The organism is Vibrio sp. GJ43-1 (assembly GCF_055808835.1).
The window spans coordinates 113,899-138,208 of the sequence record NZ_CM147885.1 but is presented as its reverse complement, the minus strand read 5'-3'; the positions used below and the strand labels follow the sequence as shown (position 1 = coordinate 138,208).

General features: G+C 45.3%; 17 protein-coding genes and 2 pseudogenes. 13 read left to right on the top strand and 6 right to left on the bottom strand.

The features are described 5' to 3' along the window. The first annotated feature begins 61 nt into the window (after window positions 1-61). Entirely contained in the window at window positions 62-811 is a 750-nt protein-coding gene (gene pstB, locus AC0L66_RS17780; protein ID WP_265675398.1) for a phosphate ABC transporter ATP-binding protein PstB, read from the top strand. Between the two features lie 214 nt (window positions 812-1,025). Here pstB and AC0L66_RS17775 read toward each other — a convergent pair whose 3' ends face one another. Next, window positions 1,026-2,240, bottom strand: a complete 1,215-nt coding sequence (locus tag AC0L66_RS17775; RefSeq protein ID WP_473570174.1) for an MFS transporter — start codon at window positions 2,238-2,240, stop codon at window positions 1,026-1,028. 135 nt (window positions 2,241-2,375) lie between these two features. On the opposite strand from AC0L66_RS17775, the gene AC0L66_RS17770 reads away from it, so the two are divergent. From AC0L66_RS17770 to AC0L66_RS17735, 8 genes and pseudogenes are all read left to right on the top strand, one after another. Continuing rightward, the gene (locus AC0L66_RS17770; RefSeq protein ID WP_473570173.1) at window positions 2,376-3,143 is read left to right on the top strand and encodes an ABC transporter ATP-binding protein; all 768 of its coding nucleotides are present in this window, start codon (window positions 2,376-2,378) and stop codon (window positions 3,141-3,143) included. Window positions 3,144-3,186: 43 nt separating this feature from the next. Further along, complete coding sequence (locus tag AC0L66_RS17765; RefSeq protein ID WP_473570171.1) at window positions 3,187-4,101, top strand: ABC transporter substrate-binding protein; 915 nt, start codon at window positions 3,187-3,189, stop codon at window positions 4,099-4,101. A 68-nt stretch (window positions 4,102-4,169) separates the two neighbouring features. After that, window positions 4,170-6,101: a Fe(3+)-hydroxamate ABC transporter permease FhuB gene (fhuB, locus tag AC0L66_RS17760; RefSeq protein ID WP_473570170.1), complete on the top strand. Its 1,932-nt coding sequence runs from the start codon at window positions 4,170-4,172 to the stop codon at window positions 6,099-6,101. 512 nt (window positions 6,102-6,613) lie between these two features. After that, window positions 6,614-8,203, top strand: coding sequence for an IucA/IucC family protein (locus AC0L66_RS17755; protein WP_473570168.1), 1,590 nt, complete (start codon window positions 6,614-6,616; stop codon window positions 8,201-8,203). Between the two features lie 4 nt (window positions 8,204-8,207). Further along, window positions 8,208-9,038 carry a GNAT family N-acetyltransferase gene (locus AC0L66_RS17750; RefSeq protein ID WP_473570167.1) on the top strand — a complete coding sequence of 277 codons (831 nt, stop codon included), beginning with the start codon at window positions 8,208-8,210 and terminating at the stop codon, window positions 9,036-9,038. After that, entirely contained in the window at window positions 9,031-10,824 is a 1,794-nt protein-coding gene (locus tag AC0L66_RS17745; RefSeq protein ID WP_473570165.1) for an IucA/IucC family protein, read from the top strand. Before AC0L66_RS17750 ends, AC0L66_RS17745 begins: the two co-directional genes overlap by 8 nt. A gap of 10 nt (window positions 10,825-10,834) precedes the next feature. Continuing rightward, entirely contained in the window at window positions 10,835-12,175 is a 1,341-nt protein-coding gene (locus tag AC0L66_RS17740) for a lysine N(6)-hydroxylase/L-ornithine N(5)-oxygenase family protein (protein ID WP_473570163.1), read from the top strand. 174 nt (window positions 12,176-12,349) lie between these two features. Next, window positions 12,350-14,573: pseudogene (locus tag AC0L66_RS17735) on the top strand (TonB-dependent receptor). Window positions 14,574-14,699: 126 nt separating this feature from the next. Here AC0L66_RS17735 and AC0L66_RS17730 read toward each other — a convergent pair. Both AC0L66_RS17730 and AC0L66_RS17725 read right to left on the bottom strand, forming a co-directional pair. After that, the gene (locus tag AC0L66_RS17730) at window positions 14,700-15,470 is read right to left on the bottom strand and encodes a carbohydrate deacetylase (RefSeq protein WP_265675389.1); all 771 of its coding nucleotides are present in this window, start codon (window positions 15,468-15,470) and stop codon (window positions 14,700-14,702) included. Window positions 15,471-15,485: 15 nt separating this feature from the next. After that, entirely contained in the window at window positions 15,486-16,817 is a 1,332-nt protein-coding gene (locus tag AC0L66_RS17725; RefSeq protein ID WP_473570161.1) for a 6-phospho-beta-glucosidase, read from the bottom strand. A 109-nt stretch (window positions 16,818-16,926) separates the two neighbouring features. On the opposite strand from AC0L66_RS17725, the gene AC0L66_RS17720 reads away from it, so the two are divergent. After that, complete coding sequence (locus AC0L66_RS17720; protein ID WP_473570908.1) at window positions 16,927-17,823, top strand: LysR substrate-binding domain-containing protein; 897 nt, start codon at window positions 16,927-16,929, stop codon at window positions 17,821-17,823. Between the two features lie 53 nt (window positions 17,824-17,876). Here the strand turns inward: AC0L66_RS17720 and AC0L66_RS17715 are convergent, their stop codons facing one another. The 3 genes from AC0L66_RS17715 to AC0L66_RS17705 form a co-directional block, all read right to left on the bottom strand. Further along, window positions 17,877-19,097: an MFS transporter gene (locus AC0L66_RS17715; RefSeq protein WP_265675387.1), complete on the bottom strand. Its 1,221-nt coding sequence runs from the start codon at window positions 19,095-19,097 to the stop codon at window positions 17,877-17,879. Window positions 19,098-19,109: 12 nt separating this feature from the next. Beyond that, window positions 19,110-19,301 (bottom strand): hypothetical protein, encoded by a 192-nt coding sequence (locus AC0L66_RS17710; protein ID WP_473570159.1) that lies wholly within the window; start codon window positions 19,299-19,301, stop codon window positions 19,110-19,112. A gap of 391 nt (window positions 19,302-19,692) precedes the next feature. Continuing rightward, complete coding sequence (locus AC0L66_RS17705; protein WP_473570157.1) at window positions 19,693-20,613, bottom strand: LysR family transcriptional regulator; 921 nt, start codon at window positions 20,611-20,613, stop codon at window positions 19,693-19,695. A gap of 126 nt (window positions 20,614-20,739) precedes the next feature. Here AC0L66_RS17705 and AC0L66_RS17700 point away from each other — a divergent pair, with 126 nt between their 5' ends. The 3 genes and pseudogenes from AC0L66_RS17700 (at window position 20,740) to AC0L66_RS17690 (ending at window position 24,288) form a co-directional block, all read left to right on the top strand. Next, window positions 20,740-21,177, top strand: coding sequence for a carboxymuconolactone decarboxylase family protein (locus AC0L66_RS17700; protein WP_473570155.1), 438 nt, complete (start codon window positions 20,740-20,742; stop codon window positions 21,175-21,177). A 384-nt stretch (window positions 21,178-21,561) separates the two neighbouring features. Then, window positions 21,562-22,808: pseudogene (locus AC0L66_RS17695) on the top strand (NADH:flavin oxidoreductase/NADH oxidase family protein). 274 nt (window positions 22,809-23,082) lie between these two features. After that, a complete protein-coding gene (locus tag AC0L66_RS17690) occupies window positions 23,083-24,288 on the top strand; it encodes a carbohydrate porin (protein ID WP_473570906.1) in 1,206 nt (401 codons plus the stop codon). The last annotated feature ends 22 nt before the right edge of the window (window positions 24,289-24,310 follow it).

The following is a 24,310-nucleotide window of genomic DNA, read 5'->3' as shown; positions in this document are numbered from 1 at the left end:
CCAGAACACAAAGAGTGCACGTTGCAAAACCACGACATTAAGAATGAAGAGATTATAGATAATGAACAAATTTAACATTGAAAACCTAAACCTATTTTATGGTGAGAACCAAGCGCTTAAATCGATCAACTTGCCTATCCCAACCCGTCAAGTGACGGCGCTGATTGGCCCTTCTGGTTGTGGCAAGTCAACATTGCTGCGTTGCTTGAATCGTATGAATGATTTGATTGAAGGCGTTAAAATTAACGGTTTGCTTGAAATGGATGGCACAGACATCTACGGCAATATCGATGTATCAGATTTACGTATCCGAGTGGGCATGGTATTCCAAAAACCAAACCCATTTCCAATGAGTATTTACGAGAACGTGGCGTTTGGTTTGCGTGCTCAAGGCATTAAAGACAAGAAGCACATCGACATGGTCGTTGAGCGTTCATTACGCGGCGCGGCGCTTTGGGATGAGGTAAAAGACCGTCTTAAGTCGCACGCATTTGGTCTTTCTGGCGGTCAGCAGCAACGTTTGTGTATCGCGCGTACTATTGCAATGGAGCCGGATGTCATCTTAATGGATGAGCCAACGTCGGCACTCGATCCTATCGCAACGCATAAGATCGAAGAGTTGATGGAAGAGCTGAAAAAAGACTACACCATTGTTATTGTGACTCACTCGATGCAGCAAGCTCGTCGAATTTCAGATCGCACGGCTTTCTTCTTAATGGGTGAGTTGGTTGAGCATAACGATACTCAAGTGATCTTCTCTAACCCTAGCGATGATCGCACTCAAGGTTACGTGAACGGTGACTTTGGTTAACTTTAACGTTTTTGTCGTTATCTTGATGGAGCGGATGAGCGCACAAATTAAGATAACTCAAGCTAAATAATCACTATAACTATAAGCGATGGAACTTTTGCCCCTCTATATGAGGGGCTTTTTTTGTCTTGTAAGTAGGTATTTTTTGGGTAGCGATTATTTTTTCTAGTTTCTAGTTTCTAGTTTCTAGTTTCTAGTTTCTAGTTTCTAGTTTCTAGTTTCTAGTTTCTAGCCCTCGCTGAAAGGACATGGATGTGATGGTGGTAAATAACGCAACAGCAAATAATACGCTAAACCATAGGGGGTTAATGAATAGTGAAGTGCTTGCGGCGACAAAGAGCGCCGAGAGAGCAAAGCCTAAGGTGTGGCTGGTGGCCAGTAAACCACTGATCTGTCCCTGATGACCACTTTGTTTACTCATGGCTTTGGTCGTGTAGGCCGGGGTCAAGATGGCATTGCCCACAGACAATATACTGATGCCGATTAAATAGGCGGTGATGTTGGCAAAGAGAAATAGTGAATAGCCGATCATGAGTAACAGGCCACCCCAAAATAGCATTTGCTCCAGAGACAGTTTTTTCTTTTTGACAACCCCTATCTGGGTTGCGAGTGTGACGATCGCACTGAGGGTTAACAAGTATCCGACCCAATCAGAGAGAGATTCAGCCGAAAGGGAAGAGACTGCGCTTAGTAAAGGAGTGAGAGAGTAATGCAGCACACCCAGGGCCGAACAAAGTAACAGTGCAATGATGAGATAGCGTGGAATCGTCATGGTTATTGGCTTATCTAACACGGTGTGTGCCATGGGTTTTGGTGTCAATGCTGGTGTCATGAGGCAGACAACGAACAACCCTAAAGCGGCGAATCCGACCACTGTGATGGCGAACAAAGGGTCGAGTTTTATCAGAGCAACGGCCAATACAGGGCTAAGAACTCGGCCCATACTTAGCGATGCGCTGACGGAAGTGATAGCGGATAATCGATGTTGTTCCCCAACCGTTAATATCGCCCAATGCTGGCATGCTGGGACCAACCCAGAGACAGTAACCCCATAAACGATTCTTAGCATTGCGAGCAGCACTAGCGCTGCGGTGGTTGTCAGTAACGCTTTATCGAGGGCATACAAGATCGCGGCCATACCTGAAAAGCATAGAGAAAGCCCCAATAGCGCGGTTAAGACAATAGACTTAGGACCACGTCGATCACTGCGTTTTCCCCAGTAAGGTGCGGTAGGGATGAACAACACGGTTCCAATGGCAATTAGCACAGACCAACTTGCGATGGTGATGTCTGTGGTTGCCACCAGCGTTGGCAATGAGACAAGAAGAGCGTTTTGCCCAAACCCAATAAGTGACGCAAATAAACAAATAGTGTAGAGCGATGTATTTGAAGCTCGTGCACTACCAGCAATGGACGTATCGTTAAGCATATCAATGAGTTTTCATAGGGTAATGACAGCAGACTTTAAAGTAATTATAATGCGGATACAAATTTTTCTCATTCGCAATCAAATTAATTTCGTCATTAATTAACGTTGCGCATAGCGCGAGATAGCTCCTAGATTATGTTTTCATTAAGGCAAGCCAGTTACCACATAGGGTCGCATGAAATATTAGCGCCGTTTGATTTGAGCTTTAACGCGGGTGAAGTGACCTCTTTGCTTGGACACAATGGCAGTGGAAAATCAAGTCTGATTAAATTGTTAAGCCGTCAAAACCAAGTGTCTTCAGGTGAAGTCATGCTAGAAGATCAAGATATTGAGGGTCTGACAGCAAAAGAGTTTGCAAAAAAAGTGGCATACCTTCCTCAGCACCCTCCTGTCACGGATGGCGTGACCGTTCGTGAGTTAGTGATGTTTGGCCGCTATCCTTGGAAAGGAGTGTTAGGGCGGTATACCCACGATGACCATCGTATTGTTGAAGAAGCGATTGACCGAGTGGGCTTAATGGCATTCGCCGATCGATTTGTCAGCACGCTTTCTGGAGGAGAGCGCCAACGGGCATGGGTCGCTATGCTATTGGCTCAGCAAACGTCGTGCATCTTGCTAGATGAACCTACGTCAGCATTGGATGTGACCCATCAATATGAATTACTAAAGCTGATCCGCGAGCTTAATCAAAGTTTAGGACTCACCGTGATCATGGTGATACACGACGTCAATATGGCCGCTCGGTTTAGCGACAGGCTAGTGGCACTCAAGCGAGGCAAAATCGTTGTTGATGGTGCCCCGAATGATGTGATGACAGAGGCATCGCTGAGTGAAATTTACGGCATGCCATTACGTATTTTTAAAGACCCTGAATCTTGCAACCTCATCAGTTACGTTCGTTAATAGAAATAGAAATAGAAACAGAAACAGAATTAGGAATGCCAACGTGTTAACTCGAATTATCTCTACATTTTTTATGACGCTATGTCTTTTACTTTCAACGTCGACGTTTGCCCGCATGATTCAGCATGATTTAGGTGAGCAAGCGCTTAAAGGCATCCCAAAGCGAATTGTCGTGCTGGATTGGGCTTTGGCGGAATCTGTGCTGGCATTAGGCATTCAGCCTCTAGCCGTTGCTGATGTTCCAGGCTACCAAGATTGGGTAGGGGTGCCGACATTACCTTCAGACACGGTGGATGTGGGCTCTCGTCGAGAACCAAATTTGGAGCTGATTGCCAGCTTAAAACCTGATCTGATTATTATGAGTGCCCACCTCGCGCCTGCTTATGAAAAACTTAACTCGATCGCGCCCACGCTGGCCCTCACTATTTATAACGATAGCAAACAGCCGTATCAAAATGCCAAGCGTGTCATCCAGACATTCGGTGATGTTTTTGAACGCCAACAAGCCGCGCAGAGGTTGATTGATGACACCGCCGCTAAATTGGCAACGAACGGAGAGAAAGTGGCGCAGTGGCAAGATAGTCGTTCATTTATCATGATTCGTTTCATTGGTGACAAACACGTTAGGATCCATAGTGATGGCTCACTCATGAACGACACCATAGCGGCGATGTCGATGACCAACGGCTGGCAAGGTCCCACTAACAGCTGGGGTTTCTCTTCTGCTAGCGTTGAACAGTTAGCGAAGCATCAAAACAGTAATGTGTTGATCTTTGGTCCTTTGAGTGAGCAGGAACAAGCGACGCTCAATGGATCGCCATTATGGGGTGCGATGGCATTTACCCGAGAGCAGCGCGTGGCCATTGTTCCCAAGGTGTGGACGTTTGGTAGTTTAATCGCAATGCAAAGGTTGAGTGATGAAGTGGTCACTCGCGTTGCAGCGCTGAATGCGCAATAGGGCTGATGATGCAATTAGCCATTTCCTCATTAAAAACACAACAGAGCAGGTTTCATCTATTGGCGTTTATGACGCTGTTAGTCCTAGGCTGGCTGTTGGTTCACGCGCTTCCCTATCAGTTAACGTTATCTGAATGGCAGACCTTTCTGTTCCATCGTGACGATAGCGACTTTAGACAACTGATTCTGCATTTTACCTTCTTCCCACGTTTATCCATGGCCTTGGTTTGCGGTGCATCATTAGCCGTTGCCGGGTGTTTAATGCAGCACTTGTTGCAAAACCCCATGGCTTCTCCAACGACATTGGGTGTCGCGGCAGGTTCTGAGCTGGGTATGACCGCAAGCTTACTCGTGGGCTCCGTCGCTGGTGGGCTCACTCAATATATGTTTGCTTTCTCCGGAGGACTGCTTGCGGCGGGCTTAGTGTTTTTGCTAACCGCTAAAAAAGGCTTCGCACCACTACAAATGGTATTAGCAGGAATGGTTGTGACGCTGTTTCTAGGCGCGACGAACATGATGCTAGTGATGCTAAATGAGCAACAGTTAACCAGTTTGTTTGTTTGGGGCGCAGGCGCACTCACTCAGCAAGGTTGGGGAAATACGCAACTCGTTTTGGCTATTCTTACGCTTACTATTGTGGTGATTGTGGTGATTCAGCGACCACTTGCAGCGCTTGGACTCGGTAGTGAGGTGGCTGAGTCTTCAGGGGTGAATGTCGCTCGAGTCAGATTATTTGGGCTGACCATATCGGTGCTCATTACCTCTATCGTTGTTGCAACGGTGGGCGTGATTGGTTTTATTGGCTTAGTTGCACCAACGGTCGCTAAAATGTTGGGTGCTCGCCGATTTATCCATCGTGTTTTCATCAGTGCTCTTGTTGGCGCGTTGTTGCTGCTTTTTGCTGATTTACTGATTCAACCATTCTCTGGCGTCTCTAGTGAGTTACTTCCCACTGGGGCAATAACCGCGTTGCTAGGCGCACCTTGTCTTTTATGGCTGCTCGCAACCAACAAGTTCTCAGCGAGCTTTAAAGCCGAAAATGTCGCGACGAAGCGCTATCATCCTCGCTCCTTTCTACGAATATCGAGCCTCCTTTGTTTGTTATTAGTTGCACTCTTTTGTATTGCTGTGTTTTTAGGGCGAACTCAAACAGGATGGCAGCTCTCTTATGATTGGCGCATTATTGACCTAAGGCTCCCTAGGGTACTGGGGGCGATATTTGCAGGTTGTGGACTGGCGCTGGCTGGAACGATTGTGCAGAGGATTACCGTTAACCCAATGGCAAGCCCGGAAGTGATGGGTATTAGCTCAGGTGCGGCACTTGCTTTGGTTCTATGTGCATGGTTGGGTTTAACGCCAACCAGAGCGGAACAAATTCTTTATGGTGGCATTGGCGCGGCGTTGGTGATGATGGCAATTCTTCAATTTAGCAAGCGATCCAATTATGAACCCACCCAGTTGTTATTGACGGGTATCGCTGTTAGCGCAGCGCTTGACGCCATTTTGAGGGTCGCTTTGTCATCGGGACAAGATAATGTGCAAGCGTTACTTACCTGGCTTTCGGGGTCTACTTATTTAGCGAGTTATCAAGATGTGCTGGCGTTAGCGTTGGGGGTGTTGGTTCTGGGAGGAGGGGCGTATTTGTCCTGCCGATGGTTAGACATACTCAATTTAGGGCAAACCTCTGCCGTTTCCGTTGGCATCAACACGAAACGAACGCGTTTAGTATTGCTAATCATGGCATCACTGCTGACGGCATTAGCCACATTAGTGATAGGTCCACTGAGTTTCGTTGGCTTACTTGCTCCGCACATTGCCAGGGGGCTTGGTCAATATCGAGCTCGCCATCAATTGGTGGTTAGCTGCTTAGTGGGCGCGAGTTTAATGGTTACAGCTGACTGGCTTGGCCGTACAGTATGGTTCCCTTGGCAGTTTCCGGCAGGGTTGATGGCGTCAGTCGTGGGCGGTGGATACTTTCTTTTGCTGCTGCGTAAGAATTAATACTATGGTTGGAGTGAGTCCTTTTCGCTATGAGTTTGAGAGTAACTCGATGAGTGAATAGTACTATGAACTCAAATTAGCAATAATCATCATGTGAGTAAAGTCACAAAAAAAGGCACGAAAACGTGCCTTTTTTATTGGTCTTTTTGATGGTTCTATCAACCTGTTGCACGTCAGTTCCCCGACGTTACGTTTACATTTCGACCATTTCTCGTCATCAGTTCGTCCCAATCTCGATAATACGGCTTATTCCTCAAATTACCCGCACAACAAAGTTATTGTAATTGATTATGATAATAATTAGCATTCGCATTGTTGTTTGTGGTTCAACTTATAGAGGTAATGACAGATGAATCCTAGTCAAGCACGTACTACGGATGTAGCGGCAAATTGTTTCTTTAACGGGCTTTATCGAGAGTCTCGCTTAGCGAGTATTGTTGCGGTAGGCGAAGACTAGGTTTTTAACGATACCGATAGGCAGCAATAGTGACATACGAGTCAAAGTGTTACGAATGTCTAAAACGGGCATGAATTGTTATTCATCGACGATTGTTCGAGGTGATAGCGAGGGTAAGTGGTGGGAGTTCATCACATTCGAGCGTGCGGTTGAGTGTATTCTTTCAAACGCGGAGCTCGTGGGCGATATTTCCGCTCCGCAAAAATCTGCATTTTTGGATGCGGTGATGGAAAGTCACAGAAATACTTGGGTTGCCTTGGATCGATATGGCCATCATCAGGACGGTAAAATGTGGCAGTTTCTTGAAGCTGAACAAAGTTTGTTCATTGGTCACTCCATGCACCCAGCGCCAAAGAGTCGCTCGAATCTGAGTATCGAGCTAAGCCAGCAACTTTCACCAGAACTGAAAGCTTCATTTTGTCTAAGGTGGTTTGCAGCTTCTGATGACATTATGGTCGGCGATTCAGCTGGGACTGAAAGCTGGCAAGATTATTTGCTTAAATTGCGACAAAGTGACAGTAGTTTGCCAGATGAGATACATGAGTATGACCACCATCAGGGATGGAATGTCTTTCCAATGCACCCGTGGCAGGCGGAGCAAATGTTGGCGCTTAGCAGCATACAGCCGCATGTGAAATCGGGCCAGTTAGTTGATTTAGGTTTTGCTGGACAATCTTGGTCTGCTACATCCTCAACACGTGCACTGTTTAATCCAGACTCTCCTTTCATGCTCAAATACTCTTTGAGTGTCAAACTGACGAATTCGATTCGTTTACTCTCTGAAAAAGAAGTAAAACGCGGCGTTGCTTTGGCTTCTATTTGTGAACATCTCACTCCATCGCAAAATGAACTCATCAGCCATGAGCTTAGGATTTTACAAGAACCCGCCTATATGGGGTTAGCTGATGGCGATGGGCTGATCATTGACGAATCGCTGCTTACCATTCGTGAGAACCCTTTTAGGGTATCACTTGAGTGCGCTCATCGCTCCCAAGCCGTGCTAGCCACATTGTGCCAGCAAACGCCTTACTCCAGTGATAGCTCTGTGTTGTCATCTATGATTCATACCCAAAGTAAGAGGAAAAAGGTTTCCCCTGAGTCTGTTGCGCTGGAGTGGTTCGAGCGGTTTTGTGACAAGGTTGTGTTGCCTATTTTTACGCTTCAGAGCCAACTGGGCATCGTGCTATTAGCCCACCAGCAAAATATCGTTGTCGAAATGGAAGAGGGCTTGCCAACTCAGAGCTACTTTAGAGACTGTCAAGGCGTTGGGCTGACGAAATTGGCGTTTAGTCTATTCCCTAATTTAGGCAATCCGACTGAGACCGATAATTATTGGAATGACGATAAAGTGAATCGTTACTTTCCCTACTACCTCATTATTAACTCCGCTTATGGTGTCATTGCCAGCCTATCGAGCTTGGTGGATGAAGATCAACTATTCATGATATTAAGATTGCGGTTACTCGCGCTGTATGAAAGTAACCCAGCCGATCATGAGTGCTTGAAGTACGTACTGACCTCGCCGAACTTGTGCTGTAAAGGTAACTTTTTCTGCTATTTACATGGACTTAATGAGAACTCGATTCCTGATCCGTCCATTATTTACTTTGATTTGAATAACCCTCTCGTCGAAACACAGGAGTGAGTCGATGAACTCTGATGCATTAGTTAAAAAAATAGAAGCGCAGTTAACCTACTCAACAAACAATGAGGGCGTTGCACTTTCTGACGATGAATGCCGTCGCCTAAATCTATGTCCATCTTGGCTTGAGAATAACGAACTGTCTAAAGCCGCCTTTTATCAATTGACGGCTACTGGACACAAACATCAACCCTCTGATCGCTTTCCTTTAATACTGGAACAGCGAGATCCACGAAAGGGCTATAACCCGCTTCGCCCTGCGAAGCCAACAGGGGAGGTCTACAGCCGTTTTGACGTCACGCTAGACAAGGTAATTTCGTTTCGTACCTTCGATCCAAATCGCGATATGGATAGGTTTGAAAAGTGGATGAATGATGCCAGAGTCGCTGAGTTCTGGGAGCAAGCATGGACCAAAGATAAACTCGAAGCGTTTATTCTTGAGCGACTCTCTGATTCTTTCACATTGCCGTTAATCGGAGAGTTTAATGGTCAGCCTTTTGGGTATTTTGAAGTCTATTGGGTTCAAGAGGATCGACTCGCGCCTTACTACGACTGCCAAACCTTTGATAGGGGCATACACCTTTTAGTGGGTGAAAATAGTTTTCGAGGAAAAGCGCATTTTGACTCGTGGCTATGGGCGCTATGCCACTATATTTTTCTAGATGATGTTCGCACCACGCAAATCGTCATGGAGCCTAGAGTTGACAATGCAAAGTTATTTCATCGCTTAACGAACACCTGTTTTGAAAAGCGCTTTGAGTTTAATTTTCCTCATAAAAGATCGGCACTCATGATGATGCGAAGAGATCGCTTTTTTACGGAGGCGCGCAATGGATGATATGACCGCTATCTCTTGTTATTGGGCGGCCGCGAATCGGCAAATGGTCGCAAAAATATTAAGTGAATTTTATTATGAAGGCGCATTTGATATTGGTAGAAGTGAAGCATTCGTCAACACGCAAGAGTATTACGCGTGGGTTGGTGAGTCTAAGTATCTTTTTATAGGCCAATGGTATATATGGGACAATATCCAGATTGATCCTGCATCGATCCGCCGGATAGATAATGGCACGGAAAGCGACACTATCGACGCGCTTCATCTGCTTGAAGATCTAAAACATCATTTACCAATGACCGATGAGCAAGTTGCAGAACATGTTGAGGACATGAACGCTACGCTCTATTCGGACTGTCGTATGATGGCAAATAGAGCCGATTACTCGGTAGAGCGTTTGTGTGAAATTTCCTTGTTACAGCAGCAAGCCATCGTTAATGGTCATCCCAAATTTGCTTTCAATAAAGGCCGACGAGGATGGGGAATTAATGACTTACAAGCTTACGCGCCTGAGTATCAAGCCCAGTTTCAACTAATGTGGGTTGCAGTATGTCGCGACACATTGCAGCAGGGTATTGCCTGCCACCTCGATTGGAATGAACACTTGAATTCGAGTGTGCTTTCTGCCAAAGAATGGTCGCAGTTTCACCAACAAATCCATGCCTTGGGTATGGATATTGCCAGCTACGTGATTTTACCCGTGCACCCATGGCAATGGCGCAACAAAGTATCGTTAGCTTTTATCAAGGAACTGAGCGACCACACACTGATTTATTTAGGTGAAGCGGGGGCTTTCGTTTCATCTCAGTTATCGATTCGAACATTATCAGTTCACCCATCCGGCGCGAATACGACTGCGCCACACTATGATATTAAGTTGCCGCTGACGATAATGAATACCTCTTGCTATCGCGGTATACCAGGGCGATATATCAAGGCTGGACCTTATGCGTCAAGTTGGATTAAGGCACTGTGCAGCAACGATAGTGAATTGCAACGCCTTGGGACACAGGCATTGGAGGAGCCAGCCAGTGCCTACATTAACGCTCAGTGTTATTCGCCGTTAACGAACGCCCCGTATCGCTATCATGAATTACTGGGAGTCATTTGGCGGGAGTCGGCAGAAAGCCAAATAAAACAAGGCGAGCATGCGTATGTCATGGCGATGCTGTTTGAGCAGGACAGTCATGGTAACTCGGTCATTGTTGAGTTGATCAAGCGATCAGGGCTTGCGCCAAAACAATGGCTAAATAAGCTATTTGAAGTCGTGGTGATCCCTTATTACCACTTGTTAGCGAAGCACGGTATTTCCTTAATTGCTCATGGTCAGAATGTGACGCTTATCTGCCGGGACAATATACCTCAGCGCATTCTATTGAAAGACTTTCAAGGTGATATGCGATTAGTTAAATCCGATATCCCTGAACTTGACGGGCTTCCCGATATTGTTAGGCAAGTGACAACTCGCCTTCCTGAAGAATTGATTATTCATGACTTGCAGACGGGGCACTTTGTTACGGTTTTGCGGTTTATTTCACCACTTCTTCATCATTTAGATGTGTCAGAGCTGGAATTTTACCGCTGCCTTTCTCGAGTTATTAGACAGTACCAACATCGACACCCTGATCTTGCTGAACGGTTTGAACGCCTTGATCTATTCAAGCCAAAAATCCTAAGACTGGGGCTGAACTTGTCTAAATTCCGACACAACACCGATAAGAGCAGCGATCGCATGCTACCGGATATGGATCGATATATGGACAACCCACTTTATATTGTCGAACAATAAGGAACATTAAATGAAACACACCACAGTTCATCAAGAGATATACGATTTGATTGGCGTAGGAGCTGGCCCATTTAATTTAAGTGTTGCCGCGTTGGTTAATGAAACATCCACGGTAAAAAGTCTTTTTCTAGAGGCCCGAGGCCAGTTCTCTTGGCATCCTGGCCTGTTGTTAGATAATGCACACATGCAAACTCACTTTCTGAAAGATCTCGTGAGTGCGGTGTGTCCGACGAGTCCATATTCATTTCTCAATTATCTAGTGACCAAGAAAAAATATTATCGTTTTTTAAGTACAGAGCAAAACTGTATCAGCAGGCAAGAGTTTTCCGATTATCTGCACTGGGCCAGTAATGAAATGCCTAACGTACAGTTTAATCACCCGGTCGAGCAGATTGAAAAGCGTGACGGTCTTTATCATGTTCACTCTAATGGACAAATATTTAAAGCAAGACACCTTTGTTTGGGAACAGGGAAAACGCCATTTTTCCCCGAATCAGCTAAGCCGTTTTTGGGAGCTAACGTGTTTCATGCCGCAGAGATTGCCTTGCGTGACCGAGACTTTTCGGGGCGTAAAGTGACGATTGTTGGCGGTGGTCAATCTGGTGCGGATATTTTCCTTAATATTCTTAATGAGAAATGGGGTAAACCAGCGAGACTTAACTGGATCTCGAGACGAGCCAATTATCAACCCTTGGATGAAGCTTCCTTCACTAATGAGTACTTTACTCCAGACTACGTTGAAAACTTTTATAAGTTAAATCATGCCATTAAGGAAAAAGAGGTGGCCAGCCAGAAGTTAACTTCGGATGGGGTGACCCAGAAGTGCTTACTGGAGATTTACCAAGCGCTCTATCAAAGGTTTGATGTCGCTGGTGAAGAACGTTGGGTGCATTTACTGCCACATAGGACGATGGTTGAGATGAACCAAGTAGGGGACGCTTTTAGATTACATTATCAAAATGGTCTAACTAGCGGTGCTGAACAGGAAGACACGGATATTGTTATTCTGGCGACCGAGCTATCAGGGAGTTTACCCAGCTGCGCCAAACCGCTAGAAGCGCATTTTCAACGCGATCACAACCAGCATATTTGCCTTGGTCAAGGATTCAATATTGCTCAATTCGATCAACAAAATTACGGCGAGGTCTTTGTTGTTAATGCAGGAATTCATAGTCACGGTATCGCTGAACCACAACTAAGCTTGGCGGCGTGGCGAGCGGCTAAGATCATTAATTTGGTGGCAAATTCGCTGATATTTGATATTAGCAGCCGAGGTGACTTTATCGATTGGAATACGCCTAGTAATACTAGCTTATCAATGAATCATGACGAAAATCATCAGTTTGCTTAATTGAATAGCAAAAATCATCCACTCAACTCTCGCATTTATATAATTAAGGAAAATAAAAGTACAAATATAAATGGAAATAATAATGCTTATCATTTATGATTTTGCGAGGGTTGGATTGTGGCGTGCTACATCCGGTAGTCATTAGTGTTAGTGGTTAAATAATAAGAGAAAATAATGAAAATCAGTTCAAGGAAATTTGCGCTCAACGGCATTCTGGCAACGATGGTTGCTTCAGGTTTTAGTGTATCCATGTCAGCACAGGCTGAATCGGATACATCGGGTGTTGAACGCAAAACAGATGAAAAATTAGTGGTGGTGGCGAGTCGTGCCCCTAAAAGTATTAGTGAAATCCCAGCTACAGTTTGGTACGTAGACAATGAGGCGATAGAGCGTGGTAACCGCAGTGGTAAAAGTCTCGGTCAAATTTTAGCTCAGGAAGTCCCTTCACTGGATATTTCAACGGAAGGCCGAACCAACTACGGACAAAACCTTCGTGGTCGCCCAATGCTTGTCATGATTGATGGTGTCTCTATGAACTCATCAAGAGCGGTGAGTCGCCAGTTAGATTCGATTGATCCGTTTAATATTGAAAGAATTGAGGTGTTATCTGGTGCGACAGCCATTTATGGGGCGGGCGCGACAGGTGGTGTGGTCAATATCATTACTAAGAAAGCCGATTCGGAAGCGCTACAATTTGAGTCGTTTGTGAGTGGTCAATCTGGATTTAATTCCAGCGAGGATGGAGACTTTAAAATTGCTCAGTCGGTGAGTGGCGGCAATGACAAGGTACGAGGCCGTGCATCGGTCGTTTATGGTAAAACCCAAGCCTTTTATGATGCCAATGGCAAAATGGTGGTGCCGGATACCACGCAAGGTTCGTCGCAGTTCAATGAAGTGCTCGACACCATGGGCTCATTAACGTTTGACCTTGCTGATTCAAAGTCCGTTAATTTATTGGCTCAGTATTACAGTAACCAGCAGTCCAGCCCTTATGGCTTAAACTACGGCCCTAATTTTGCCAACAAGACTAATCCAACGGTTTCTGATGGCTTTTCCTCTGATCGTCAGCAAGGCACGAAAAGAGTGCTACTTAACGCCGAATACTCCGATACGGATTTCATTGGGCAACAGCAACTCTTAGCTCAATTGTCGTTTAGAAATGAAGATTACACTTTCGCTCCTTACCTTTATTCAGATTCAAGAAATAACGATCATCTCAGAGCTTCCCAGCAGAAAACTCAAGTAATTAGCTTTAAAACAGCACTAGTAAAAGACTTTGATAAACTGAGCCTAAACTATGGCTTGGATGGCTATATGGACACGTTAGAGTCGAATCAGGTTATTTTTGATCAGGCGACGAGCGCTGCTTCTGGTGGCATGGTGAATAACACCGCTCATACGATAGGGCGTTACCCTGGTGTGGAAACCTCATCGGTAGCGGCTTTTGCTCAATTGGGCTACCAGATCACGGATAAATGGAGTGTGGAAGGGGGCTATCGCTTCCAATATATGCACAATAAAGTGGATGACTTCATTGCGGCGAACGAGCAAGTCAATATCGCGATGGGATCAGCCACGTCTGCAGACGCAGTCAAAGGCGGGTCGACGGACTATAACATCGGGCTGTTTAACGCAGGCACTCTTTATAAGCTCACGGATGACAGTCAGGTTTGGGCGAACTTCTCGCAAGGCTTTGATTTACCCGATGCCGCTAAATATTACGGTAAAGGTAAGTACGAAGATGACGCGGCGAATCCGGGGCATAGAAAGCTGGTTCAAGCCTATGATATTGACTCCGCTCGTTTAGAAGGCGTTAAAACGAATAGCTATGAAATAGGCTACCGCATAGATATGAATCGCTTGAGTATTCAAACGGCGGCGTACTATGCGTTATCGGATAAATCAATTAAGACGAAAAACTACGATGTTATCGTTGAAAATAAAGATAAGAGAACCTATGGCCTAGAGGCGTCGGTGGGTTACTACATCAATGATAATTGGAGTATTGGTGCCAACGGTCACCTTGTCGAAACGGAAGATAAAGACCAGACCCATAGGCGAATGGAAGAAAGTGGGTGTAGGGTACTCCAGTGCCTCTAAAGTCGGCTCTTGGCTTGGATATGCACAAGACAGTTACTCTGCTCGCTTACAAAGCCAAACGATGTTGGACAGAGAAGACGATCAAGGCGGCAAGCTCAATGGCTATACCACGGTTGACTTCTTAACAACGGTTCAATTACCCGTTGGCAGCGTAGCATTCTCGGTTAATAACTTATTTAATGAGGATTACACCACAGTCTGGGGGCAAAAAGCTCAAATCCTATATCGCGGTGGTGAGCGTTATAACTACAAAGGGCGAGGTCGTACTTTTGCTCTGAATTATCAAGTGGACTATTAACACTCAGTGAGCTATTAATATTCAAGTGAGCTATTAACATACATAAGCCCCTTTTAAAAGGGGGCTTATGTTCTTGTTGAACAGAGTATATGTGCTTGGTTTGTTTGAATGTAATCGCTTTAATCTTTAGTTCGAGTGCAGCGCATCAAACCCAATGCACTCGATATTGTTCGCGGCTAGCCAATCCTTTAATTCGATAGAAGTGAGGATATCGAATTCGTTAACGCGTTTATCCGTGTATCCTGATAGCTGTTCAAGCTCGGTTGTGACGGTCTTTGCCGGGTGGCACATGAACTCCACAATACCGCTTGGCATTTTATGCTGATAGCTGATGAGCATTGCTTTGAGGTGCTCTAGGTTTGCCCCTTCGTCATAAAAACCGAGATCAAACGCATCGGGAGTCGTGACTTTTAATACATCTTGCCCGACGATGATGCTGTCAGTGCGCCGTACTGGTAAGTTAACGTCGTTTGCAAAGCGGGTAAACGCCGCTTTTAGGCGAGGAAATATACCGCCAAAGTGATGTGTGTCGAGGTGGTTAATAGCCAAGCCTGCATTGATTGCAGCGTGATATTGCGCTTTAATCTCTTGGTAGACTTGCTCTGAGCAGACGTCGGTTTTACGATATAATTCACGTCGTTTTAGGAAATACCCTTGCTCATCAACCAATGTGGATACCTGCTTCGCATCTAAAATGGGTTTTCCTGCCGTGACAGTGAAATGCAGCCCTACTTCGCGAATTAACCCCTGATGATATAAATCCACAGCATGTTGTGTACCAGGTTGATTCATCATGATGGTCGTCGATTTAACGATGCCCATCTTAAAGCAGTCGACGATAGCGTTGTTGACGCTTTCGGTTAAACCGAAGTCATCAGCATTGAGAATGATTTTCATACGATTACCTTCCGTCTATCGATTAAGAACGTGAGCGAATGCAGGCATGAATTCAATATTCTTTTGCACCGTTTCTTTGATCGCTTCGTCAATATGGCTGCCACTGTCAACAATAGGATTAAGAATTAGCGCTCGTTTAGCGGCGTTGGTATCACCATTAATCGCGGCCTCTACAGTGAGCGTTTCGAATTCCTTCATCAGCTGTATTAACCTCAGCGTATCTTGATCAAAGGGGGCAACATTAAGCGGTATTATCGCACTGCTGGTGATGACAGCACTGACTTCGACCGCGCAATCATCAGGTAAACCTTGAATCGCGCCGTTGTTGCGAGTATTTACGTGCATAATGCTTCGCTTATTGTTGAAGATACTGCTCATCAATTCACAGGCGGCTTCAGAATAGTGAGCACCGCCACGTTCTTCTAGTATTTTCGGTTTCGTGTCTAATGTCGGATCTCGATAGATTTCTAATAGCTGTTCTTCAACTTCAGCGACAAGATCAGCACGATTCGATTTTGACTCTGATGCCGCGAACTCTTTGTTAATGATGTCTCGAGATTGGTAGTAATAGCGTAAATACGCACATGGCACCATACCCATATTGGTAATTAATTCTGGATCCCAGCGAAATGGAGGAATGTTTTTGGGCGTCATTTGGTCATTACCATCGAGCAAGGCTTGAGTGACTTGGGCGATTTTATCTTGACCATCGTGCAGGATTTGTCGAGCCCAGACTAAGTGGTTTAGCCCGGCAATTTGCATCGTGATATCTTCTCGTTCGACGCCAAGCATTTTGGCCGCGCCGCGCTCCATATTGACGGGGACATTACAAAGACCAACGGTTTTAATGTTGGAGTATTTCAACAGTGCTTCGGTCACCATACCAGAGGGATTGGTAAAGTTAAGTAGCCACGCATTGGGGCAGAGCACTTCCATTTCTTTGGCAATGTCTAATGCGATGGGAATAGTACGGCAAGCATTTGAAAACCCGCCAAGACCATTAGTTTCTTGACCAATCATGCGATATTTCAAAGCGATGCGTTCATCTCTTAAGCGTGCTTCCATACGACCAGCTCTGAACTGAGAGCACACAAAATCGGCATTTTCTAGCGCTTGTTTTCGATTAGTTGTAAGGTGAACTCGAATATCACAACCAGCTTTTGCAATCATTCTTTTTGTTAGGTCGGCGATGATGTGGGCTTTTTCCATTCCAGCATCGATATCGACTAACCATAGATCCGCAATCGGCAGTTCATGGTGGCGAGCGAGTAAACCTTCAACGAGTTCAGGTGTATAGCTTGAGCCACTACCGATGACAACGACTTTTAGAGTTTGGTTAGGATTCATAGAATAACCTCGTAGTTAATGTTATTTGGATTACGTGGTTTAATTTAAATCGGATTGGATATACTCTACAAACTCATAATTTGCTGTTATGGATTACTGGAGGTAATGCATTGTGTCATTCTCAAATCGTCAACAGCTGCTAGCGTTATTGCATACGTTCAGTATTGCGGCTAAGCATTTAAGTTTTACCTTGGCGGCTGATGAATTATTCCTGACTCAAGGCGGGGTCAGTCACCGAATCAAAAAGTTGGAGAAGCAGCTCAACTTTCGCCTGTTTGTCCGTAAAACGCGTAAGCTGGCATTGACTCCTGAAGGTGAAAGAGTCCTTGCGATGTTAAACACATCGTTTGAACTCATTTTTAATGAGCTAAGTGATATCCAAAACGGTGAACTTACTGGGGAGATCTATATTGCGACCTCGCCTTATTTTGCGTCGGCGTGGTTAATGCCAAGACTTAACTCGTTTCGGCGTTTGTACCCGCATTTAAGTATTAAGCTGCAGACAAAACAGAACCAAATTGAGTTCCAGTTTGATCCTTATGATGTGGCGATATTTTATAGTGACGGTCATTACCCTAATCATTACAGCACGCGGCTATTTAATGGTGTCCGAACCCCGGTTTGTTCGCCTGAATATGCAAATCAATTGGATCTAATGGCTGGGGTTGAACGGCTAGCCGATGCGAATTTTATTCATAGTGGTGATAGTCGGTCATGGCAGCATTGGTTGCAGGAAGGGGAATGGAGCATTGACTGTCAACGTTGTTGTGATCTGTACAGTGATAATCGCTTGGCAATAGAGGCGGCATGCGGGTCGATGGGGGTGGCCTTAGGTCGATACGAATTCATTAAACCATTAATTGAAGAAGGTGTCCTTATTGCACCTTTTGCACAGGTTGACTCAGGTAAAGGCTATGACTTAGTTTGCCCGCAAGGCATGCAACATCGTTCGAAGTATCGCGTTTTTTCGGATTGGTTGCACAGTCAGCTAGAAGAGATTGGATAGGTTCTAAAGATAGCCTCTCCTAAGAGAGGCTATGAGAAAGGGATGATACTTGGTTAAGCCACAGCTAAGGGTTTGAAGGTGCGCAGTGGTTTGTCATTGATAGGTAAATGAATTAGCGCCGCTAGGAAGGCCAATACGACCGTTGACCACCAAATAGGCTCATAAGAACCATAGTAATCATAGATACGGCCACCAACCCATGCCCCTAAAAAGCTACCGATTTGGTGAGTGAAGAAAACCAAGCCATAAAGCGTTGAGAGGTAGCGCGCCCCAAAAATCTGGCGAACAAGCCCTGATGTAAGCGGAACCGTGCCTAACCAACAAAAACCAATGGCCCCCCCAAAAATAGCCGCTGTGCTTTCTGTGACGGGCAGCGTGACGAAGCAAGCAATAACGACAGTGCGAACTAAATAAAGCGCAGACATCACGTGACGTTTACTGAAACGATCCCCCATCACGCCCCAAAAGTAGGAACCAAAGATATTGAAAATACCGACGTATGCCAGTGCTAAAGCAGCGCTGCTGGCAGGCAAGTGTTTGTCTGCTAGATAGCTGGGTAAGTGGGTGGCAATAAACATGACGTGGAAGCCACAAACAAAGAAGCCAGCATGAATGAGCCAATAGCTTTTATTGTTAAAGGCTTCTTTGAGTGCTTGACCCAGTGTTTGCTCGGGCTCTTCAACTTGGTGTGTTTGCGAAGCGCTTGTTGCTTTATTGGATTTCATAAACAACGCAAACGCAATCATCATAGTACAAAGCATAGCAAACGCTTGCAGGGCGCCTTGCCAACCAATCGTTTCTAGCATCATTTGTGCACCGGGGATCATGGCAAACATACCAAAGGATCCTGCTGCTGTCGTCAGCCCAAAGGCCTTCGCTGCGTGTTGTGCTGGGACAACCTTGGCGACTGCGCCGAGTACAATGACGTAGCTAGTGGCGCTTAAACCAAGCCCGACTAACGCGCCTAGCGAGAAGTAGAGTTGCGAAGGAATTGTGGCAATAGACGTTAGATATAATCCCGCCGCGTACGCGATAGCCCCCATTAAGATAATGCGCTTCGACCCCCATTTATCGGCAGCCATGCCAACAAACGGCTGAAATACGCCAAACATGAGGTTTTGTAAGGCAATGGCGAAGCTAAAAAATTCGCGTCCAGTTTGGAAATGCTCAGAAATGGGCATCATAAAAATGCCAAAGGACTGACGGATACCTAGGCTAGTAATTAAAATGCCAATACCGAGCCAAACTAAAATAGGAAAGCGGAAAATACTCATAAAAATCAGGCTCTAATGATGGCGGTGTGTTGATTGGTGTGAATGATGAGGTTCACCCGTTGGGTTTTGTTGGTGGCAGCCAGAATTAATGGCTTGCCCAGCAAGCAGTTCAAGTAATGTCGGGGAATGATGCACAGCAACCAGTGTGACGGTAAGCAGTGCAAGCATCCTAAACAGTTGAGCCAAAATTGATTGTGAAAACATGGCGCTCAATCGTGATGTTATGGTGATAAAAAAGAGCGCGCAGTGTAATGAGATGAAAGAGGTGACTCAAATGATATTATGTGAACTAGTCTATGCATAAAATGCATAGACTAGTTTGGGTCTAAGCGTTGACACGACTTCGGGCAAGCTTGCCTCGCTTCCAGTGATGAAATGTATGAGGTGAACTGAATAAGCACAGTATAAAGGTGAGACCTAATGTTATCGACATTAAACGTAAAGAGGTGGAGAGTGTCTGCTGAATACTTTCGATAACAGAAGATCGATCTATCCAAGATCGACCTAAATCACTTTGGACAGCACCGTGTAATCTATCAATGAGTCGTTCAGTTGCGCTGCGTTCCTGCCGTAGATGACCGTTTGCGACTTGTCATTAGCTATAGGTTAAATAATAGAGTGTCATGGATTGCAGTTTCTCCACCAAGAAGTCAATGAAGGCGCGAATATGAGGCTTGGGATATTGGGTGCTTTTATAGATAGCAAAAATTTCTCCGCTGCTTTGCTCACCATGGGTTGCTGTCCAAACAGGTAGCAGTTTTACTAGTTGATTATTTTCTAAGTACGGTTTTAGCATCCAGTCCGACAGTAGTAGAACACCGCTTCCCTGTAATGCCGCATACAGCAACGGTGAGCCACCTTTAGAAATTAAGTTTCCTTTGACTGACACCTTTTTATTCACGGATTTTTTACTGAAGTGCCAGTAGTGTCGTTGCCGCTCATGGCTTATGAGTAAGCAGTTATGATCTTGAAGGTCATCAGGCTTTTCTATGGGCGCATGCTGCTTTATGTACGAGGGTGACGCGACCAAGGACGTATAATTGGTCAGCAAATGACGGGCTTTGAGGCGGCTATCTTGTGGCGTTCCGATGCGGATGGCGATGTCGATATTGTCACTGTGTAAATCTACGACGTTGTTATCTAGCTCTAATTCAATGTGTATTTTCGGGTAGCGTTCAAGAAATTCTGGAATCAATGGGGTGAGGCACAAATTCCCAAAGCTCTCAAAAACCGAAATGCGTAGCATGCCTTCTGGTACACCATGGTTCCCGCGCATTTCTGCCAGTAGCTTATCGCTATCGTGTAATAGTTGCGACGCTTGTTGGTGAAAATATTGCCCTTCCTCAGTCAGTATGAGTTGGCGAGTGCTGCGCTTAAAAAGCGTGGTCTTAATTCTAGCTTCAAGGCTATCAATATTTCGTGCAACAGAGGAGGGCGCCATATTGAGCGCTTTACTTGCTTGAGAGAAACTTCCTGACTCCACCACCTGATCAAATACTTTGATTAACTCTAACATGACCCTACCTTTGCGTTTTATGCAAAACTGATTCAGTTTTATCACATATTCTGCGACTAAATCGAATGATGCACAATACCAACATCGTATTAAGGCGATGCTAAATAATCCTATGAGGGTGTAACAATGGCTAAACGTATAAATCTTGCAGAAGTTCAACCAAAAGCACTAGTCGCAATGCTATCGATAGAAAATTATCTAACGGAAACCGAGTTAGACAGTCAGCTAAAAGAGCTGATTAAGATACGAGCTTCCTTAATAAATCAGTGTGCGTACTGTATTCAAATGCACACGACGGAAGCGATGAAGATAGGCATTGAACAACAGAAATTATTTGCGCTTGCAGCGTGGCAAGAGTCACCATTGTTTAGCAAAACAGAAAAGGCGCTACTAACGCTTACTGATGAAATGACACTGATCGCCAACTCTGGCGTATCGGAATCCACTTATCAGCAGTGCCTTGAACTTTTAGGTGAAGAGTTCGTCGCTCAAGCCATGATGCAAGTCATAATGATCAATGCTTGGAACCGATTTGCGCTTGCTACCAAAATGAAGCATGCATAGGACATGCATAGAGAGTAGGGGATGTCACTGATCGAAGGTCAGTGACATATTTTAGACCATGGCGTTTTATCGGGTCCGTGCTTTGCTCTTGTTCAACCACATTACGAGAGTTAAAGGTGTCCTTATTTGAACATTCTGGGTCTCATGTCGGCGATGAAGAGAGGCGGATCGTGTCTCAATTAACGCATCATGAGTTGACCGAGTTTTGTTAAAGAGTGTAGCGTATCGATTGTCGATGTTCTGAAGTGGGCGACACCGCCCATGATGTTTCTCAATAATAATATTTGCGATACCCTCGGTTCGACACTATCGCACTCGACCAACCAACCAATCAATCAATCAACCAATCAACCAAATCAAGCCAGATAGCAGATAAGAGCACATATGAATTCAATTAATCTCAGCGAACCTTTCTCCCTACCTAATGGTCAATCGATTAAAAACAGGTTGTTTAAATCGGCGATGAGTGAACAGCTCGCTGACAAGCAACATAACCCTACCGCTTAGGCTTAGTAACCCTTTATCAACGTTGGGCTAAAGGCGGTATCGGCTTAGCGATTAACGGTAATGTTATGGTGGATCGACGTGCGTTGGGCGAACCTAAAAACGTGGTGTTAGATGAGAAAAGTGATTTAGCACGCTTTAGGGCGTGGGCAAAAGCTGGAAAACAAAGTGGTACTCAAATATGGATGCAACTTAACCACCCAGGCAAGCAGATCCCGAAATTTTTATGTGATGAGCTTAGTTGCTCCTTCTGCTATTTCACTCGGACGTGGATTAGAAAAAGGCTTCAATACACCACGTGAGCTGAGTGAAACTGAAATTTATGACATTATCAATAAATTTGCATTAAGTGCCAAACTTTCGAAGCAAGCCGGATTTACAGGGGTGCAAATTCACGGTGCGCATGGTTATTTGGTTAGTCAGTTTTTATCTGCCAGGCACAACCAGCGTCAGGATAAATGGGGAGGAACACTAGAGAATAGACTTCGTTTTGTCGTTGACGTGTATCAGGCGATCCGTCGCGAGGTGGGTGATGACTTTCCGGTGGGTATTAAACTCAATAGCGCCGACTTTATGAAGGGGGCTTTACTGAAGAAGAGTCTATGCAGGTAGTGCAAGCGCTCAGTGCAAATGGCATCGATCTCATCGAAATATCAGGTGGGACTTATGAAAGCCCGTCCATGATGGGCTCTAAAGATAAAGATAAACCCGTTAAGGCCAGCACAGTAAAACGCGAAGCGTATTTTTTGGATTACATGGAAAAAGTGAGAAAGCTGGTAGACACACCGCTAGTGGTCACGGGCGGTTTTCGCACGGCGCCCGCAATGAATGAAGCGTTATCCACTTCCGTGACGGATTTTATTGGTCTAGCACGCACCATGGCGGTGGATCCCGATTTCCCCAATAAGCTCATCGACAACCCAGACTACGGTATGCCACTCATTGCCCCGACGACCGGTAAACCCGCCTTGGATAAAATGGCGATGGTCGGGTTGGTTTGGTACGAGCATCAAATGTGGCGGATTGCCGCGGGGAAAAATGCCGATCCTCATTTAAGTGCGCTTGGCGTAGTGGTGAAAACGATGTTAAGCGCGGGCTGGCATGCGTTTAAAAAACGTCGAGTCTAGAGCGTTAATTTGTCACATGGCAGAACTTTGGGTGTTCGAGGTTCTGCTATTTTTGAAGAGAACGCCTTCCTTTAGTCATCATTCATCGCTTACGCGACCAAAGTTGTGTTTAAACGGGGAGGGGGAGTATTATGTGTTAGCCGGAGCACATAGGAGAAAATGTGCTAGTTTTATAGAGTTACGTTTATTTCATCGAAAGGAACTCGGCTGAATGGCAACGATCTTTAATCACACAAGAATAGCGTGTCTATGCATAGCGGCTTCTACCTCTTTTATGCTCACCTCTGCGAATAGTGCCAATTTTGAAGGTCCAAATTCGGTAGAAAATACCATCGCACAACAAAAAACACAGCAGCTCAATTGGCGTGAACAACTCACGGAGAATGGTTTTACCTTTGGGGCTGATTATTTTGCATTAGGGTTAACCTCACCTAACGGCTCTGAGGGTAACTCGGTAAGTGCGTCTTCTGGCGTCGCGCGGGTTTATGGTTCTTGGCATTTATTGAATAAAGGCAGTAATGAAAGTGGTAGTTTGGTTTGGAAGGTCGAGCATCGTCATGCCTATGGCGACAGTTCGCCCAAGAACTTTGCGTTTATCGACAATTTCTCAGGACAAGATGGCCTTGGATATGCAGGCTTGATCGCGCCTGCGTTTAGCGACCAAGGCTTTCGAGTCACAGATTTAAATTGGAAGCAAAAAGTCAACGATGGTAAAGGCACCATCATAGTAGGTTGGCAAGATGTCACCAATTATGTCGACGTGTATGCCTTAGCGAGTCCATGGTCTGGCTTTACTAACCTCGCATTTTCCACGGGTTCGGGTGTCATGGGATTGCCTGATGACGGCATATTGGCACTGTCGGTGGGTCATATGCTAGGAGATAACTTTTATGTCGTCGGTGGTATCGCCGATGCTAATGGTAAGTCCGAGGATATTTTTGACGGCTTTAATAGCGCTTTTGGTAATGACGCGGCTTACTTCTCTACAATAGAGTTGGGTTGGACGGCTTCACAAGAGCAGATCTATACCGACAACTTTCATGTGACGTTATGGGATTTTGGTGAGGGTACAAGACACAATTTGAATTATCCAACACCGGGTTTTACCGATGGAGGCAAAGGCGTCAATATTTCTTGGAGTCAGTTTATAACACCGCAAATAATGCCGTTCGTTCGTGGCGGTATCTCTGATGGACAAGTAGCCCTTTACGACAAATCTTTGAGCGCGGGGCTTGGCTATTTTGGTCTGGGTGCGCCAACCAATAATCTAGGCTTTGCCATGAATTGGTCGCAGATAAATGAAGAAATATTGCAACCAATCGCCAACTCAGAACAACAGTGGACCGCTGAACTGTACTACAACATGCAGTTTGGAGATTACTTGCAAGTTACGCCTGATATTCAATACATCAAAGACCCTTCTTTCTCCAGCGAGAGTTCGGCGTGGGTAATGGGTATAAGGGCAAGGGTGTTTATTTAGCTAAGTCATTTTAGCTTAAGTC

Bases quoted from the DNA above. Each gene is read 5' to 3' on its own strand.
- pstB (WP_265675398.1), top strand. From the start codon at position 62: ATGAACAAATTTAACATTGAAAACCTAAACCTATTTTATGGTGAGAAC.
- AC0L66_RS17775 (WP_473570174.1), bottom strand. From the start codon at position 2,240: ATGCTTAACGATACGTCCATTGCTGGTAGTGCACGAGCTTCAAATACA.
- AC0L66_RS17770 (WP_473570173.1), top strand. From the start codon at position 2,376: ATGTTTTCATTAAGGCAAGCCAGTTACCACATAGGGTCGCATGAAATA.
- fhuB (WP_473570170.1), top strand. From the start codon at position 4,170: ATGACGCTGTTAGTCCTAGGCTGGCTGTTGGTTCACGCGCTTCCCTAT.
- AC0L66_RS17755 (WP_473570168.1), top strand. From the start codon at position 6,614: ATGTCTAAAACGGGCATGAATTGTTATTCATCGACGATTGTTCGAGGT.
- AC0L66_RS17750 (WP_473570167.1), top strand. From the start codon at position 8,208: ATGAACTCTGATGCATTAGTTAAAAAAATAGAAGCGCAGTTAACCTAC.
- AC0L66_RS17745 (WP_473570165.1), top strand. From the start codon at position 9,031: ATGGATGATATGACCGCTATCTCTTGTTATTGGGCGGCCGCGAATCGG.
- AC0L66_RS17740 (WP_473570163.1), top strand. From the start codon at position 10,835: ATGAAACACACCACAGTTCATCAAGAGATATACGATTTGATTGGCGTA.
- AC0L66_RS17730 (WP_265675389.1), bottom strand. From the start codon at position 15,470: ATGAAAATCATTCTCAATGCTGATGACTTCGGTTTAACCGAAAGCGTC.
- AC0L66_RS17725 (WP_473570161.1), bottom strand. From the start codon at position 16,817: ATGAATCCTAACCAAACTCTAAAAGTCGTTGTCATCGGTAGTGGCTCA.
- AC0L66_RS17715 (WP_265675387.1), bottom strand. From the start codon at position 19,097: ATGAGTATTTTCCGCTTTCCTATTTTAGTTTGGCTCGGTATTGGCATT.
- AC0L66_RS17710 (WP_473570159.1), bottom strand. From the start codon at position 19,301: ATGTTTTCACAATCAATTTTGGCTCAACTGTTTAGGATGCTTGCACTG.
- AC0L66_RS17705 (WP_473570157.1), bottom strand. From the start codon at position 20,613: ATGTTAGAGTTAATCAAAGTATTTGATCAGGTGGTGGAGTCAGGAAGT.
- AC0L66_RS17700 (WP_473570155.1), top strand. From the start codon at position 20,740: ATGGCTAAACGTATAAATCTTGCAGAAGTTCAACCAAAAGCACTAGTC.
- AC0L66_RS17690 (WP_473570906.1), top strand. From the start codon at position 23,083: ATGCTCACCTCTGCGAATAGTGCCAATTTTGAAGGTCCAAATTCGGTA.